At 67.6% G+C, this 14,300-nt stretch carries 12 protein-coding genes and 1 pseudogene; 2 read left to right on the forward strand and 11 right to left on the reverse strand.

The features are described 5' to 3' along the window. Positions 1-66: 66 nt before the first annotated feature. From D3869_RS02190 to D3869_RS02200, 4 genes and pseudogenes are all read right to left on the reverse strand, one after another. Complete coding sequence (locus D3869_RS02190) at positions 67-420, reverse strand: zinc ribbon domain-containing protein YjdM (protein WP_137138773.1); 354 nt, start codon at positions 418-420, stop codon at positions 67-69. Positions 421-540: 120 nt separating this feature from the next. Next, positions 541-1,482, reverse strand: coding sequence for a methyl-accepting chemotaxis protein (locus tag D3869_RS34715; protein ID WP_432613410.1), 942 nt, complete (start codon positions 1,480-1,482; stop codon positions 541-543). Next, positions 1,456-2,139, reverse strand: a pseudogene (locus D3869_RS34720) (HAMP domain-containing protein); the annotation flags it as partial. The pseudogene D3869_RS34720 and the gene D3869_RS34715, both read right to left, overlap by 27 nt. 60 nt (positions 2,140-2,199) lie before the next feature. Further along, complete coding sequence (locus D3869_RS02200; RefSeq protein WP_137138774.1) at positions 2,200-2,955, reverse strand: transporter substrate-binding domain-containing protein; 756 nt, start codon at positions 2,953-2,955, stop codon at positions 2,200-2,202. Positions 2,956-3,178: 223 nt separating this feature from the next. Here D3869_RS02200 and D3869_RS02205 point away from each other — a divergent pair, with 223 nt between their 5' ends. After that, positions 3,179-5,230 (forward strand): molybdopterin oxidoreductase family protein, encoded by a 2,052-nt coding sequence (locus tag D3869_RS02205; protein WP_137138775.1) that lies wholly within the window; start codon positions 3,179-3,181, stop codon positions 5,228-5,230. 117 nt (positions 5,231-5,347) lie between these two features. Continuing rightward, positions 5,348-6,442, forward strand: coding sequence for an NAD(P)H-dependent flavin oxidoreductase (locus D3869_RS02210; protein ID WP_137138776.1), 1,095 nt, complete (start codon positions 5,348-5,350; stop codon positions 6,440-6,442). 10 nt (positions 6,443-6,452) lie between these two features. Here D3869_RS02210 and D3869_RS02215 read toward each other — a convergent pair whose 3' ends face one another. The 7 genes from D3869_RS02215 to D3869_RS02245 form a co-directional block, all read right to left on the reverse strand. Beyond that, the gene (locus D3869_RS02215; protein ID WP_137138777.1) at positions 6,453-7,490 is read right to left on the reverse strand and encodes a GGDEF domain-containing protein; all 1,038 of its coding nucleotides are present in this window, start codon (positions 7,488-7,490) and stop codon (positions 6,453-6,455) included. 119 nt (positions 7,491-7,609) lie between these two features. Beyond that, a complete protein-coding gene (locus D3869_RS02220) occupies positions 7,610-8,122 on the reverse strand; it encodes a pentapeptide repeat-containing protein (protein ID WP_137138778.1) in 513 nt (170 codons plus the stop codon). A gap of 80 nt (positions 8,123-8,202) precedes the next feature. Continuing rightward, on the reverse strand, positions 8,203-8,697 hold the full coding sequence (locus D3869_RS02225) for a thioesterase family protein (RefSeq protein WP_137138779.1): 495 nt from the start codon (positions 8,695-8,697) through the stop codon (positions 8,203-8,205). Positions 8,698-8,776: 79 nt separating this feature from the next. After that, a complete protein-coding gene (locus D3869_RS02230) occupies positions 8,777-9,403 on the reverse strand; it encodes an AidA/PixA family protein (protein ID WP_137138780.1) in 627 nt (208 codons plus the stop codon). 62 nt (positions 9,404-9,465) lie between these two features. After that, complete coding sequence (locus tag D3869_RS02235; protein ID WP_211114952.1) at positions 9,466-10,014, reverse strand: inclusion body family protein; 549 nt, start codon at positions 10,012-10,014, stop codon at positions 9,466-9,468. 256 nt (positions 10,015-10,270) lie between these two features. Then, complete coding sequence (gene metH, locus D3869_RS02240; protein WP_137138781.1) at positions 10,271-13,762, reverse strand: methionine synthase; 3,492 nt, start codon at positions 13,760-13,762, stop codon at positions 10,271-10,273. Positions 13,763-13,821: 59 nt separating this feature from the next. Then, positions 13,822-14,295, reverse strand: coding sequence for a DUF29 domain-containing protein (locus D3869_RS02245; protein WP_137138782.1), 474 nt, complete (start codon positions 14,293-14,295; stop codon positions 13,822-13,824). Positions 14,296-14,300: the final 5 nt, after the last annotated feature.

Consider the following 14,300-nt stretch of genomic DNA (forward strand, 5'->3'; position numbering starts at 1 on the left):
TAAGGAAAACCCCTCGCCGGATCGCTCCGGCGAGGGGTTTTCTCTTTTCGGGGACGCCGGATGGCATCACGCCTTCTTGACGAATTCCGACTTCAGGTTCATCGCGCCGATGCCGTCGATCTTGCAGGCGATGTTGTGGCCGTCGGCCCCGTCGACCAAGCGGATGTTCTTCACCTTGGTGCCGCCCTTGACGACCAGGGACGAGCCTTTGACCTTCAGATCCTTGATGACCGTCACCGCGTCGCCGTCGCTCAGCGCGTTCCCGTTGGCGTCCCGCACTCCCTGATCCGCCGCCTCCGTGCCCGCGCCACCTTCGGCCTGCGGGTTCCATTCATGGGCGCATTCGGGGCAGATCCACAGCATGCCGTCCTGATAGACATGCTCGGAGTTGCATTTCGGGCACTTCAATCCGTCGTCCATATCATCCTCGCCGTTCGGGAGCGGCATCCTAGTGCGGTGACGCGAAATCCGGAAACGCAACGTGCCCGCGGCGGGCATTTCCTCCCGCCGCAGGCACGTTGCGTGTCATCGCAAGGCCGTTTATGCCGCCTTGATCGAGGCCAGGAACTTCTGCACCTCGTCGCGCAGATCGACGAAGCGCGCCTGGAGGGTCTGGGCGACCTCCACCGACTCGCGGGCCGCCGTCGCCACCTCCGACGAGGCGCCGGAGGCGACCGCGATGCTGCGGGTCACCGTGTCGGCCTCGCCGGCCACGGTGCGGACCTTCTCGGCGATCTCGCCGGTCGCCGCCAGTTGCTCCTGGACCGAGGCGGCGATCTCCGCGGAGCGCTGGCTGAGCTGGCCGATGGTCTCGGTGATGGCGCCGATGGCGGACACCGTCTCCTGGGTGACCGACTGGATGGCGCCGATCTGGGTGGCGATCTCCTCCGTCGCCTTGGCGGTCTGGCTGGCCAGATTCTTCACCTCACTCGCCACCACGGCGAAGCCCTTGCCGGCCTCCCCGGCCCGCGCCGCCTCGATGGTCGCGTTGAGCGCCAGCAGGTTCGTCTGGCCGGCGATGGAGGTGATGAGGCTGGTGATCTCGCCGATCTTGGCGGCGCCGGCGGCCAGAGCCTCCACCGTCTTGCGGCTGGCGTCGGCACGGTCGATGGCCTGGGCCGACATGGCGACCGACTGCTTCACGCTTTCGGCGATGCTGCGGATCGACTGGGTGAGCTGCTCCGCCGCCGCGCTGGCGGTCTGGACGGTGCGGCTGGTCTCGTCGGCGGCGCCGGCCACCGAGGCGTTGCACTGGTCGGCGCGCAGCGCGCTCTCCAGCATGCTGCCGGCGCTGCCCTTCATCTGCGAGGCGGCGGTGGAGGCCTCGCCGACCGTCGCCTGGACCGAGCGGTCGAAGGCGGCGGCGAGGCGGGTCAGACGCTCGCCCCGCTGCGCCTCCTCGGCCTGCCGGGCCAGCTTCTCGGCTTCGAGCTGCTGGCGGTGCTGGGCGTTCTGGCGGAGCATGTCGATGGTGCGGGCCATCGCCCCCATCTCGTCGCGGCGGTCCAGCGCCGGCACGGCGACCGCGTAGTCGCCCTGGGCCAGCCGCCCGACCATCGCGGTGATCTGCATCAGCGGGCGCGTGATGGCCGAGACGACGAGGTAGAGCGCCGCCATGATGGCGAGGAAGGCGACCGCCCCCACGGCGATCTGGGTCGCCGCGTCGGCGGTCACCCGCGCCTCCACCCGGTCCGTGCGCAGACGCAGGACGAACTCGCCGATGGTCTTGCGCTGCCCGGCCTGCCCGCCGACGATCGGCTTCACCACCTCGATGAAGCCCTTCGCGGCCTTGGTGTCGCCGACCTCGGCGACCACCTTGGCCTTGTCGTCACGCACCTGGGCGCCGAGGAAGTCGGGGTCGGAAGACGGCGCCTTGGCGACCTCGCGCACCTGCTCGGTGTCGAAGTCGAAGAGCGGAATCGCCGCCGCGCGGGCCTGCAGCGAGGCCACCATGTCGGCGCGCGCCGCCAGCGTCTCCTTGGCCTGGTTGGCCGAGCTGTGCACGCCCCAGGCGATGGCCAGCACCTGATAGACCAGCAGCACGCCGCCGATCAGCAACAGCGCCCGCAGGCGCAGCCCCAAACCACCGCCTTGATCTCCGCGGTCCTGAAACCCGCCTACCGCGCCGCTGACCGTCATGATCCGCCCTTTTCTCTTGCTGAACAATCGGTTGCCGAACGGTCGGCGCCCGCCTCGGCGCTATTGGGTCGCCTTGAACCCGGCTTCGAGCTTCGCCAGAACCGCCGCGGCGTCCGGGGTCTTCTTCGACACGACGATGTAGACGTCCAGGCTCTGGACCGGCGTCGCCTTCAGCTCGGCAAGCGTCTTCCCGCCCAGCGCCTGCTGCATCGGCAACGAATATTGCAGCAGCGTCGGCGCCCGCCCGGCCTGGAGGAGCTGAAGCGCCTGATCGGCGGTGCGCGCGTCGACCATCTGCACCTTGTTGGCCGGGTCCTCCATCCAGGCGCGCCAGCCGCCGTAGGAATAGCCGTTCAACGCGATGACCGCCTTGCCCGACAGATCCTCCTTCGCCTTGACCGCCGGGGCTTCGCCGATGCCGTAGGCGTTCAGCTCGATCCGGGCGATCGGGGCGGCGCTGATCAGCGTGGTGCCGTCGAACTCCTTGACCGTGCGGATGCCCAGGAAGATGTTGAAATCGCCGTCCGCGACGCCCGAGAAGAGACGGCGGGCCGGGGCCGATTCGGCGGTGTAGGCGATTCCGGCCGCCTTGGCCGCCTTGTCGAACGCCTCGATCAGGCTGCCCTTCGCCGCTCCGCCGTCGGTCTGGGTGTAGGGCGGGAATTCCACATAGCCGAGCTTGACGCCATCCGCCCGCGCCGTGGCGATTCCCGGAGCGGCCATGCCGGCGATGGCGCCGACCATGGCTCCGATCAGGCTGGCGAACACCCCGGCCCGCAGCGTCCGCCGGGCGCCTCCGGCAACATTCGCGATCATACGGATTCCCCTTGCTGTGTCGCTCCGCGCTCACCGCGGCCCTTTTGCCGCCTTATGCGCGTATTTTTCGGAAAACATACATCTTTCCGCGACGCGTCTCCACAAGGATAGGGCTGCAATATTGAAATCTGATGGCAGTCCTTAAACAATCCTGACCGGTTGCGGAATGCCGGACACCGGACATAAGCTGACCACCGCTTTTTCCCCGCCGAGGCGTCCTTCCGTGAACTCCGTCTTCCTGCCGACCGCCTGCCCGCACGATTGCCCCAGCACCTGCGCCCTCGAAGTGGAACGGGTCGCGCCGGACCGCATCGGCAAGGTCCGTGGGGCCGCCGCCAACAGCTACACGGCGGGCGTGATCTGCGCGAAGGTCAGCCGCTACGCGGAGCGCGTCCATTCCCCCGACCGGCTGAAGACCCCCTTGCGGCGCACCGGCCCCAAGGGCTCCGGCCAGTGGGCGGAAATCGGCTGGGACGAGGCGCTGGATCGCATCGCCGACGCTTTCCTGGACGCCGAGCAGCGCCTGGGTGCGGAAGCGGTCTGGCCCTATTTCTACGCCGGCACCATGGGGCTGGTGCAGCGCGGCGGCATCCAGCGGCTGCGCCACGCCAAGGGCTATTCCCGGCAGATCAGCACGGTGTGCGACACGCCGGCCAACATGGGCTGGCTGGCCGGCCACGGCGACATCCGCGGCGCCGACCCGCGCGAGATGGCCGACAGCGACCTGATCGTGAACTGGGGCGGCAACCCGGTGGCGACCCAGGTCAACGTGATGACCCACGTCAGCCGCGCCCGCAAGGGCCGCGGGGCGAAGCTGGTCACCATCGACCCCTACCGCACCGGCACGGCGGAGGTGTCGGACCTGCACCTGATGCTGCGCCCCGGCACCGACGGCGCGCTGGCCTGCGCGGTGATGCATGTGCTGTTCCGCGAAGGGCTGGCCGACCGCGCCTATCTCGACCGCTACGCCGCCGGGGCGGACCGGCTCGAGGCCCATCTCGCCACCCGCACGCCCGAATGGGCGGCGGCGATCACCGGACTGACGGCGGAGGAGATCGTCGGCTTCGCCCGCCTCTACGGCACGACCAAGCGCAGCTACCTGCGGCTGGGCTACGGGCTGACGCGCGCCCACAACGGGGCGGCGCAGATGCACGCGGTGTCCTGCCTGCCGGTGGTCACCGGCGCCTGGGCGCACAAGGGCGGTGGGGCGCTTTACTGTTCCTCGGGCATCTACAGCATCGACCGCACCCTGTCGGAGGGGCTGGACCGGTTGGACACCTCGGTGCGCGGCTTCGACCAGTCGCGCATCGGCGCGGTGCTGACCGGCGAGGACATCGCCGGCGGTCCGCCCGTCACCGCCATGCTGATCCAGAACACCAACCCGGCGGCGATCTGTCCCGACAGCGCCCGCGTGCGCCGCGGCTTCCTGCGCGACGACCTGTTCGTGGCGGTGCACGAGCAGTTCATGACCGACACGGCGCAGCTGGCCGACATCGTCATCCCCGCCACCACCTTCCTGGAGCATGACGACCTCTACCGCGGCGGCGGGCAGATGCACATCCTGATCGGCCGCAAGGTGATCGAACCGCAGTTCGAGGCGCGCGAAAACCACTGGGTGATTTCCGAGCTGGCCCGCCGCGTCGGCGCCGAGCATCCCGGCTTCGGCATGAGCGCGCTGGAGATCATCGACTCCATGCTGAAGACCTCCGGCCTGACCGACGCCGCCACCCTGACGGAACAGCGCTGGATCGACGCCCAGCCGGATTTCGAGACCTCGCATTTCCTGAACGGCTTCGCCTTCCCGGACGGGCGCTTCCGCTTCGCGCCGGACTGGGCGGCGCTCGGCCCCTACGGCGCCGGCCAGTTGCCGGACCTGCCGGACCACATGACGCCGGGCCGCCCGGCCGACGCGGAGCACCCCTTCCGCCTCGTCACCGCCCCGGCGCGGCAGTTCCTGAACTCCAGCTTCACCGAGACGGTGACCGCCCAGCGCCGCGAAGGCCGCCCCACCGCGCTGATCCATCCGGAGGACGCGGCTGACCTCACCCTGGCCGACGGCGACGCCGTGCGGCTCGGCAACGGGCTGGGCAGCGTCGTCGTCCACGCCAAGCCCTTCGCCGGGGTGCCGCGCGGGGTGGTGATCGTGGAGGGCATCTGGCCGAACAGCGCCTTCCTGGAGGGGATCGGGATCAACACACTGACCTCGCCCGAGCCGATCCCGCCGGCCGGCGGTGCGGCTTTCCACGACACGGCGGTGTGGCTGCGCGCCGCCTGAACGGATCCCGCAACCCATCACCGGACGTGATCCGTCCCATCTGAACAATTCGTTTTTCACGATGACCGGACTGCCCTAGCCTCCCTCCGCGGATCACCGAAAGCGGAGGGCGGCACGATGCCGGTTCACACCACACTGACCCAGCGCCTGGGCCTGTCCCACCCCATCGTCCAGGCCCCGATGGCCGGGGGCGCCGACACGGCGGACCTCGTCGCCGCGGTGGGCGAGGCGGGCGGCATCGGCTTCATCGGGGCGGCCTATCTGTCCCCCGACCAGATCGCCGAACGGGCGCGGGCAATCCGCGCCCGGACTTCCCGCCCCTTCGGGATCAATCTGTTCGCCCCCCTGCCCGCGCCCGACGCGCCGGACGCCGGCCGGATCGACGCGGCGGTCGCGGCCATCGCGCGCTACCACGCCGACCTCGGCCTGCCCGCTCCTGGCAGGCCGGCCTTGGCGGCGGACGGCTTCGCCGCCCAACTGGCCGCCGCGCTGGACTGCGGGGCGTCGGCCTTCAGCTTCACCTTCGGCATCCCGCCCGCCGACGCGCTGGCCGCCATCAAGGCGCGGGGCATGCTCCTGATGGGCACGGCGACCAGCGTCGAGGAGGCGGTGGCGCTGGAGCGGGCCGGCATGGATGCCGTGATCGCCCAGGGGGCGGAGGCCGGCGGACACCGCGGCAGCTTCGCCACCGGTCCCGGGGAGGTGGATTTCGCCGCCGGACTGGTCGGCACCATGGCGCTGGTTCCGCAGGTGGTGGACGCGGTGACCCTACCGGTGCTGGCCTCCGGCGGCATCATGGACGGGCGCGGCATTGCGGCGGCTCTGGCTCTGGGCGCCGCCGGCGCTCAGATGGGCACCGCCTTCCTGACCTGCGCGGAAGCCGGCATCCCCGAGGCGCACAAGCAAGCGATCCTCGACGCCCGCGAGACCGAGACGCGGGTGACCCGCGCCTTCTCGGGCCGCCCGGCGCGCGGGATCGTCAACCGGGTCATGGAGGACATCGCGGACGGCGACGCCCTGCCCTTCCCCCTTCAGAACGCGCTGACCCGCCCGATGCGCACCGCCGCCGCCCAGCAGGGCCGGGCGGAGTTCCTGTCGCTGTGGGCCGGACAGGGCGTTCGCCTCGCGCGGCGGCGGACGGCGGCGGAATTGATGGCGCGGCTGGTGGACGAAACCGACGCCGCGGTCCGGCGCCTGACGGGAGCCACCTGACGGGCGGCGCTCAGCCCTCCACCGTGGCCTCGGCGCAGACGCGGTTGCGCCCGCCGCGCTTGGCGGTGTAGAGCGCCTCGTCGGCGCGGCGGAGAAGGGCCAGCAGATCCTCGCCGGGCCGGTATTCCGCCGCGCCGACCGACAGGGACACCGATCCGTAATTGGCGTTGCGCGTCCGGTTGATGATCTGCCGCGACCCCACGGAGGCGCGGAGTTGCTCGGCCACCTTGATCGCGTTGGCAAGCGCGGTGTGGGGCAGGATGACGCTGAACTCCTCCCCGCCGTAGCGGGCGACGGTGTCGCGGCCCTTCACCCCCTCGGTCAGCACCTTGGCGACCAGCTTCAGCACATGGTCGCCGACGAGATGGCCATGGACGTCGTTGAAGCGCTTGAAATGGTCGATGTCCACCATCAGCAGGGTCATCGGCATGCCGGTCTGCATCGCCTCCTCCGCGGCGGAGGCCAGAGCCACATCGAAGCCCCGCCGGTTGACGATGCCGGTCAACCCATCGGTCATCGCCTCGCGGCGCGCCGAATCCAGAACCACGCGCAACTCGGCCAATTGCTGGCTGGATTCCATGAGCTGGCTTTGCAGGCGGGTCTGGCGATCCACGATGGCGGTCGTCTCCGCCGCGATGGCCGCCACCATCGCACGCAGTTCGGCCAGGCTCATCGGCTGGTCCAGCTCCCCGCGGAAGCCGGCCAGCGTCTGCCCATAGCGATCGGTTTCCGACCCGACGCTGCCCAACTGGTCGAGGATGCGTCCCAAGGCGACGCGCGCCCGCTCCGACGTTTCGCGGATGGCCTGGGCCTCGGCGTCGAGCGTGAAGAAGCGTTTGTACAGCTCGTCGCAATGGCCTTGCGACAAGGTGGCGCCATCGCGCTGGGCCAACTCGATGGCGCGCGTCAGGTCGGGATTCTGCCCGCCGAAATAGGCGTACCAGAGGGTGAAGTTCTCTGGATTCGGCAACAGCCCATGGACGGCGATCCGATCCATGGCGCGGCTCGCGAGAATCCGCGCCGTCTCGAAATCCTGATCGCCCGCCATCCTGTCCGCCTTTCCACTGCGCTTTGAAAAAAGGCTACCGCAGCGGGAAAGAGGCGGGCAAGCGACTTTCCCCAATGGTCATTATATTACACTTGAAAGGAAATTTACTGGCGAATTCCTCAGTTGCACTGACCCACGGATTTCTCGGCGCAGACGGTCGTACCGTCGATCCAGGTGGCGCCCGACAGATCGGCGTGCCGCAGGTCGGCCCCGCCCAGCCGCGCCCCGGTGAAGTCGGCCTTTTGAAGAATGGCGTTCACCAGCTTCGCGTTGCGCAGGTCGGTTTCCTTCAGGGAAGCCCCCGTCAGGTCGGCCCGTGTGAAGTCGGCTTCGATCAGGCGGGCGCCGTCCAGCTTCACCCCCGGCATGGTGGCGCTGAAAAATTTCGCGCGGTAACCGTCAGTCTCCGACAGGTCGGCGTCCTTCAGCGTGGCCCTCTGGAAGGTGGCGTCGCGCAGCATCGCCCCCGCCAGTTTCGCAGACGACAGATCGCGCCCGTCAAAATAACAGCGGCGCCAATTCACCTTCGGCTGCGCCGGGTCGGTGCATTCGGCCAGTGCGGCGGAGGGGACCAGGGCCGTGCCCAGGAAGGTGGAAAGTACCGCGAAGGCGGCGAAAATTGTCGTCTTCATGCGCCAACAGATAGTGTCGCAGCGGCCGAATGACAAAGGGTCCGGCGCAACAAAAGGCGGTGGCGGGCAGCGACTTACCGTCACGCCCCCTTGGGCTTCCGCAGCCCGACCGAGCGCCCGGCCTGCGGCGGAACCGGCAGCGCGGCGTGCTCCGCGGCGGTGCGGGCCAGCCGTTCCGCGGCGTCCGGAGCCAGCGGCACCGACCGGCGCTCCGCCAGATCGACGTGGAGCAGCATGAATTCGGCCGTGGCGGCGAGGAAGCCGTCCTCCTCATGGCGCATTTCGTGGAACAGATGCAGCCGCTTGGCGTCCGCGCCCAGGACAAACGAGGTGAAGGTCAAACCGTCCCCCTCCGTCACCTCGCGGGCGTAGGTCAGGTGCGCCTCCACCGCGAACATCGACCGTCCCTCGCCCTCCGCGTACGCCTTGCCGATCTCGAAATGGTCGAGCACGGCGTCGGTCGCGTGGTCGAAGGCGAGCAGATAGTAGGCCACGTTCATATGGCCGTTGTAGTCGATCCACTCCGGGCGGACGGTTTCCCGGTGCAGGTGAAGCGGGGTGGGCGAATGGTTCATGCCCTCAAGGATAAGCGATGCCGCCGCGCTTTGGGAACCGGCTTGCGGCCTTGCGGACCCTCGAAACACGGCCTGCGCACTAGCCGTTTTCGGCCCCGCCATCCCCGGAAGCCCCCTCCGTACCCCCGCCGGCTGTCCCTTTTCCCGCGGCCCCATCACCCTCCCCCGGTGAGGCGAAGGTGAAGGCGGTCGGCAACCGGCAGTAACCGCGGACGCTGCCGCCACGGTCGGCGAGCATGAAAAGGACTTCAAATTCCGCGCGTCCCTCGCGACCGACCCGACCAGACCAGAAGAATTGATTCACTTTCTGGAATTCCGGCTTTTCCAGAGCTTGCGGATCGGGCAGCGGCGAATGAACGGACAGGTTCTTCACCTTGCGGAAGGCCAGCGCCTTCTGCTTCTTGCCCAGCGGATTGATGGCATAGGGAAGAACATACTCCTGCCCATAACCACCCAGGCCGACCATGCGAAGCCGCAGTTCGGCACCGGCCTCGCACGTCAGGCGCAACCCAGCGGTGGAGCGCGTCGGGTCGCCGTGACGTTTCCGGACGATGGTGAAGGTCAGGCCGGGCTCGACCACCATGGGGTTCTCCAGGGTGGTGTCCTGCTTCGACACCCGCTCCAGCAAAGCATCCGTATCCACCACGAGGAGGACGTCGATGGGTGAAGGCAATGCGGTCATGGCCGTTTTCTTCGTTTGGGGCATGGCGCGTCCGGCGTCCAACCTCTCCGGGCTCCCGCAGGAACCCGGAGAGACGCGTCAGACGCTCAGTTGGAAATGGTGATGTACGGGTCCCACTTGCAGTAGCCCTTCACCTGCCCGTAACGGTCGGTGATCATGAAATGGAAATGATAGGTGACCCGGCCGGTGTCGAGAGCGATCGAGTTCCAGAAGAAGTCCTTGATGGTCTCGAAGTTCGGCGTGGTCAGATTGCTGGGGTTGGGCACCGGCACCGTCACGGTGGACAGCAGCGCCTGAGGCGGGGAAATCAGGTTCGCCCCGCCGGTCGGCACGAAGGCGTACATCAGCGCCGAGTCATCCGAACTCAGCGTCAGCGTCGCCTCGCGCCAGCGGATGACGTCGTTCACCGAGGCCTTCAGATTCAGCTCGCCGCCGGCCTGGCCGGAAATGGCGTTGGCGCCGTTGGTGACCATGTAAATGTATTTCGCCGAAATCGGCGTCGGGTTCTTCGGATCACGGGAAAGATTCTTATAATCATTCAGAATGCTTTCCGTATCGAAGGTGATAAGAACATTGGTAATCCGCGCGCCCATGTGATTCTCCAAATCTTTGATTTTTGCGATGGCGATAATCACTGAATGCACACATCTGCATTACCCTTTGTATTTTCTATTGATTATCGCTGAAAAAGATATGCCACTTATAACCAAATTGAGTCTAGAGGGAATCTTGTTTCAAGACTCTGTTTTTTGATTTCATATTCATAATTCATACGCCTGAATTCTTATATGATTCATTGATAGTGCACCAAAGAAAAAGCCCGCCCCAACGAGGGACGGGCTTGTCTTTGCCGCATCAACAGCTCCACCAGGGTGGTGGAGGAAGCTGGACTCACACCGAGAAGTATTTGGCGCGCGGGTGGTGCAGGACGATGGCCGACGTGCTCTGCTCCGGGTGGAGCTGGTGCTCGTCGGACATCTCCACGCCGATCCGCCCGGCGTCGAGGAGCGTCAGAAGCTGCTCCTGGTCGGCGAGGTTCGGGCAGGCCGGATAGCCGAAGCTGTAGCGGCTGCCGCGGTAGGCCTGCTGCAACAGCTTCTCCTTGTCGCGGCTGTCCTCGGCGCCGTAGCCCAGCTCGGCGCGGATGCGGGCGTGGACATACTCCGCCATCGCCTCGGTCATCTCCACCGACAGGCCGTGCAGGTAGAGGTAGTCCTGGTAGCGGTTCTCGGCGAACCACTCCCGCGCCACCTCGGCGCAATGCTGGCCCATGGTGACGATCTGGAGGCCCAGAACGTCGCGTTCACCGTCGTTCACGTCACGCAGGAAGTCGGCGATGCACTCGCCGTCCTCCTTGGCCTGACGCGGCAGGGTGAAGCGGGCGACCTCGCTGGTCCCATCCTCGGCGAACAGGATGACGTCGTTGCCGTCGGCCGCCGCCTTCCAGTAGCCGTAGACCGCCTGGGGCCGCAGAATCTCCTCCTTCGCAGCGATCCGGAGGATGCGGTCGAGCACCGGGCGAAGCTCCTTCTTCGCCCACTCCTTGAACTCCTCGAAGGACTTGCCATCCTTCCGGTAGCCCCACTGGAGCTGGTAGAGCATGCGCTCGTTCAGGTAGGTCACCAGCGTCTTCAGCGGCACATGCTCGATGACCTTCGCCCCCCAGAAGGGCGGCGTCGGCACCGGCACGCCCTCCGCCAGACGGGCACGGCGGGCGCGGGCGGCGTCCTTGTCCACCGGACCGACGGTGGCGCTGGTCGCCTGACCGAGCACCCGGCGGCGGTTGACCGCCCGGCCCGCCCGCTTGGCCTGCTGGATGGCGAGCTGCTGGTCGAAGCTGCCGCCCACCACCTGATCCATCAGGGTCAACCCGTCGAAGGCGTCGCCGGCGTAGGCCACGCGGCCCGAGCCATAGGAGGCCACGCAGTCGGTCTCGACATAGGCGCGGGTCAGGGCGGCGCCGCCGAGCAGGACGGGAACCTCCAGCCCCTCGCGGGTCATCTCCTCCAGATTCTCGCGCATGACGACGGTGGACTTCACCAGCAGGCCGGACATGCCGACGGCGTCGGCCTTGTGCTCCTTCGCCGCCTGGATGATCGCGCCGACCGGCTGCTTGATGCCGAGGTTGACGACCTTGTAGCCGTTGTTGGTCAGGATGATGTCGACGAGGTTCTTGCCGATGTCGTGGACGTCGCCCTTCACGGTGGCCAGCACCATGGTGCCCTTCTGCTGGCCGTCCAGCTTCTCCATGTGCGGCTCCAGCCACGCCACGGCGGCCTTCATGGTCTCCGCGGACTGGAGCACGAAGGGAAGCTGCATCTTGCCGGCGCCGAACAGCTCGCCCACCACCTTCATGCCGTCGAGCAGATAGGTGTTGATGATCTCCAGCGGCGGGTGGGTCTTCATCGCCTCGGCGAGATCATCCTCCAGCCCGGTGCGGTCGCCATCGACGATGCGCTCCTTCAGCCGCTCCTCGACCGTCTCGGCGCGGGCCTTCTTCTTGGCGTCCGCCGCCTTGCGGCCCTCGAACAGGGCGATGAAGGCCTGGAGCGGGTCATACCCCTCCGCGCGGCGGTCGAAGATCAGGTCCTCGGCGGTCTTGACCTCCGTCTCGGGGATCTGGTGCAGCGGCATGATCTTCGACACATGCACGATGGCGCCGGTCATGCCGCGCTTCACCGCATGGTCGAGGAAGACCGAGTTCAGGACGTGGCGGGCCGCCGCGTTCAGGCCGAAGGAGACGTTGGACAGGCCGAGGATGATCTGGCAGCCGGGCATCTCGCGGCTGATCGCCTCGATGCCCTCCAGCGTCCAGATGGCCAGCTTGCGGTCGTCCTCGTTGCCGGTGGCGATGGTGAAGGTCAGCGGGTCGAACAGCAGGTCGTGGGCCGGCAGGCCGAACTCGTTGACCGCGAGGTCATAGAGGCGCTTGGCGACGGCGAGCTTGCGCTCCGGCGTCTTCGCCATGCCCTCCTCGTCGATGGTCAGCGCGATCACCGCCGCGCCGAACTTCTTGGCGAGCGCGAGGCGCTTGCGGGCCGGCTCCTCGCCGTCCTCGAAGTTGATGGAGTTGATGATCGCCTTGCCGCCGTAGAGCGCCAGCGCCTTCTCCAGCACGATGTATTCGGTGGAGTCGATGACCAGCGGGGCGGTGACCGAGCCGGCGAAGCGCTGCACGACGGCCTGCATCTCCGCCACCTCGTCGCGGCCTACGAAGGCGGTGCAGACGTCGAGCGTGTGCGAGCCTTCCTTCACCTGCTCGCGCGCCATCTCGACGCAGCCGTCCCAGTCGTTCTTCTCCTGAAGCTCGCGCCACTTCTTGGAGCCGTTGGCGTTGCAGCGCTCGCCGATGGCGAAGAAGGCGTTCTCCTGGCGCAGCGTGACCTGGGAGTAGAGCGAGGCGACCGCGGGCACCCAATGGACCGTGCGGCCCTTCGGGTTCGGGCGGTGGGAGCCGGCCGGGGCCAGCTTGCGCAGCATCTGGTTCGCCGCCGCGATGTGCGGGACGTTGGTGCCGCAGCAGCCGCCGACGAGGTTCACCCCGTCCTCGGTCACGAAGCGCTCCAGCCAATGGGCGAAGTCGTCGGCGCGCAGCGGGTAGTGCGTCTTGCCGTCAACCAGCTCCGGCAGGCCGGCGTTCGGCTGCACGGAGACGAGGCCCGGCCAGTTCTGGGTCAGCCACTTCACATGCTCGCTCATCTCCAGCGGGCCGGTGGCGCAGTTCAGCCCCATCAGCGGCACGTCGAGCGCCTGGATGACCGTGGCCGCCGCGGCGATGTCGGTGCCGACCAGCAGCGTGCCCGTGGTCTCCACCGTCACCTGGACGAAGACCGGCGTGTCGGTCCCGGCCTCGGCGCGGGCGCGCTTGATGCCGTTGACGGCGGCCTTGATCTGCAGCGGGTCCTGGCAGGTCTCGACCAGGATGGCGTCGGCGCCGCCGGCGATCAGGCCGGCCGCCTGGACGAAGAAGCTGTCCTCAAGCTCCTGATAGGGGATGTGGCCCAGGCTGGGCAGCTTGGTGCCCGGCCCGACCGAGCCGATGACGAAACGCGGCTGCCCGTCCGTGAAGGTCTCCGCCGCCTCGCGCGCCAGTTCGACCGCGCGCTGGTTGATCTCGAACGCCTTCTCGGAGATGCCGAACTCGCCTAGCGTCACCGGGGAGGCGCCGAAGGTGTCCGTCTCCACCATGTCCGCGCCGGCCTCGAAATAGCCGCGGTGGATCTCCCGCACGATGTCCGGGCGCGAGAGCGGCAGGATGTCGGTGCAGTTCTCGTGCCCCCAGTAGTCCTTCTCCACGTCGAGGTCGAGCGCCTGGATGCGGCTGCCGAACCCGCCGTCGCAGAGCAGGACGCGGTCGCGGAGAGTGTCGAGAATGTGCGGCATGGGAAGGGTCTGGTCCGTTTCGGAAGGAAGGTCGGGCGGAAAGTCAGGGAATCGGCGTCTCAGTCGAGATCGTGGCGGTTCACCGGCCACCAGTCTTCGTCAAGAAGCTGTTCAAGTCCGTAAGGGCATTCGGAAGGAAGGGCATGTTCATCGATGCGATCCTGTCCAAGCCCGTCGGTGGCAAAGCCGCGTCCACGGCGGAACGCGGACGGAAGATCGACATGCCCCTTCAGGCTGGGACTGTCGGCCAGCGCATCGACGGCCGCCGCACGCTGTTCGCGTACGGACTTCCGCCAACCGCTGCGCGGGTCGGAAGCCGGAGAGAACTCCAGTTTCAGAAGATGCTCGATGATACGGGCAAGATGGCTGTTGATCGCGCGCCGGTCGTTCCTGCCCATGTCCTCGATTTCCTCCGCCACATGCTCCCAATCGATGGGCGTGTTCAGGCGTTCGCGGGCGGCTTCGCGGAGAAGGCGGGCCTGTTCCTGGGTCCAGGCGTAGAAGTCGTCCTCATAACCGATCCGGCTGTCCATGGCCC

Origin of the sequence: Azospirillum brasilense, assembly GCF_005222205.1 — a bacterium.
GTDB classification, from domain to species: domain Bacteria; phylum Pseudomonadota; class Alphaproteobacteria; order Azospirillales; family Azospirillaceae; genus Azospirillum; species Azospirillum brasilense_G.

Excerpts from the sequence above, each read along its gene's own strand:
- D3869_RS02215 (WP_137138777.1), bottom strand. The coding sequence starts at position 7,490 with ATGGCGGGCGATCAGGATTTCGAGACGGCGCGGATTCTCGCGAGCCGC.
- D3869_RS02245 (WP_137138782.1), bottom strand. The coding sequence starts at position 14,295 with ATGGACAGCCGGATCGGTTATGAGGACGACTTCTACGCCTGGACCCAG.
- D3869_RS02225 (WP_137138779.1), bottom strand. The coding sequence starts at position 8,697 with ATGAACCATTCGCCCACCCCGCTTCACCTGCACCGGGAAACCGTCCGC.
- D3869_RS02200 (WP_137138774.1), bottom strand. The coding sequence starts at position 2,955 with ATGATCGCGAATGTTGCCGGAGGCGCCCGGCGGACGCTGCGGGCCGGG.
- D3869_RS02220 (WP_137138778.1), bottom strand. The coding sequence starts at position 8,122 with ATGAAGACGACAATTTTCGCCGCCTTCGCGGTACTTTCCACCTTCCTG.
- D3869_RS34715 (WP_432613410.1), bottom strand. The coding sequence starts at position 1,482 with ATGGCCCGCACCATCGACATGCTCCGCCAGAACGCCCAGCACCGCCAG.
- metH (WP_137138781.1), bottom strand. The coding sequence starts at position 13,762 with ATGCCGCACATTCTCGACACTCTCCGCGACCGCGTCCTGCTCTGCGAC.
- D3869_RS02190 (WP_137138773.1), bottom strand. The coding sequence starts at position 420 with ATGGACGACGGATTGAAGTGCCCGAAATGCAACTCCGAGCATGTCTAT.
- D3869_RS02210 (WP_137138776.1), top strand. The coding sequence starts at position 5,348 with ATGCCGGTTCACACCACACTGACCCAGCGCCTGGGCCTGTCCCACCCC.
- D3869_RS02230 (WP_137138780.1), bottom strand. The coding sequence starts at position 9,403 with ATGCCCCAAACGAAGAAAACGGCCATGACCGCATTGCCTTCACCCATC.